The sequence below is a fragment of the Alteromonas sp. ABV2_168 genome (assembly GCF_056161165.1).
The window spans coordinates 1-1278 of record NZ_JBSWYQ010000022.1 but is presented as its reverse complement, the minus strand read 5'-3'; the positions used below and the strand labels follow the sequence as shown (position 1 = coordinate 1278).

Genomic DNA, 1278 nt, shown 5'->3' with positions numbered 1-1278 from the left:
AATTACCAAGAGTATTGTAATAGCATTGTGATTTTTGAACATTTTTCTTATCTGATCCCTGAACGATTCTGCATTAGCAATTGCACATAACTTTTCAATAACGGGCGCAGGCACGTAGGGCATAATGGCGAAGCCGCCCTGCGTGTATGCGTCCCAGCGAACGAAGTGAGTGAGTTTATTGAGTTGTTAGCTGCCAACGCAATCAGATGGTTGCATAGTAAAACTATGTAACTTCTCCCCATTACGGGCTAAGTAGTTCGAAGTCACTGCAACACCCACTTTCGAAAAATAACTATTTTCATTTGAATTGCAGTATTCATTTAACTGCGTTTCTTCAAGCGGACCAAAAGCTAAAGTATTCTCGGATTCATCGTGGTCAAGGATATACTCGTAAACAATTGTTCTATCTTCAAGCTGGACGCGATTTAACTGAGTTATTTCGTCTAGAAATATTGGTGCCATTTCATTAATCTGATTCACAACATCTTGTAATTGAGCGTCACTTATTTTCATCGATTCTTTCTTCATGAAAGGCTTCCATACCGAATTAGAAATCAATGAAAGACTTCCGATAGTGAGCAGAAAAATAGCTACCGTTTTTGTTGTCTTGTCCATGTTCACCTTCTGGCAGCTAACTTTCCAATAACGGGCGCAGACATGTGGGGCATAATGGCGAAGCCGCCCCGCGTGTATGCGTCCCAGCGAACGCAGTGAGTGTGTTGATTGGGTTGTTATACGCGTTTGCCATTAATTGCCTTGTACCCAAAGAGATAGCATAGCCCAACAAGTAGCCATACAACACCCACAATTAAAACCGTGTCAGTTACCTTGTGTGGGTGCCTTATCCAGAGTTGAATTGGCAAAATACCACGTATAATACACGCAGCAGAAATTGCATATATGCCAAAGCTGAGTAACGGAAGCCTGCGAATGAGTGTAGCGCCCGACAGAGCGTAACAGCCCAAAACGATAAACATTGCCGAAACCACGATCGTACCCAGCGGTGCCAAAAGTGTTCCTGCTTTAGCCGATTCAATTATACTTGCTGGAGCCATTTGAACCTCAAAGCACTGAGGCCCCAAAAAGATACAGGATAGGTGAGCGAAAGCGGTTAATACAGCTATTGACGCAGCTATTAATAACAGAACTATTCCTTGTTTAGTGCTCATTAATTAAGAATTCCAGTAGCGTATAACACCCACATAAGGGGCAGTAATACGTGGGCTAAAATCCGAGCGAAGCGACAGAGCCCACGTGTTACTGTCCCAGGGAGCTTGC

At 43.3% G+C, this 1278-nt stretch carries 1 protein-coding gene; it reads right to left on the bottom strand.

Annotation, left to right across the window (positions count from 1 at the left end):
* Positions 1-186: 186 nt before the first annotated feature.
* The gene (locus ACXAH4_RS20070; RefSeq protein ID WP_071968193.1) at positions 187-615 is read right to left on the bottom strand and encodes a hypothetical protein; all 429 of its coding nucleotides are present in this window, start codon (positions 613-615) and stop codon (positions 187-189) included.
* Between the last annotated feature and the right edge of the window lie 663 nt (positions 616-1278).

Excerpts from the sequence above, each read along its gene's own strand:
- ACXAH4_RS20070 (WP_071968193.1), bottom strand. The coding sequence starts at position 615 with ATGGACAAGACAACAAAAACGGTAGCTATTTTTCTGCTCACTATCGGA.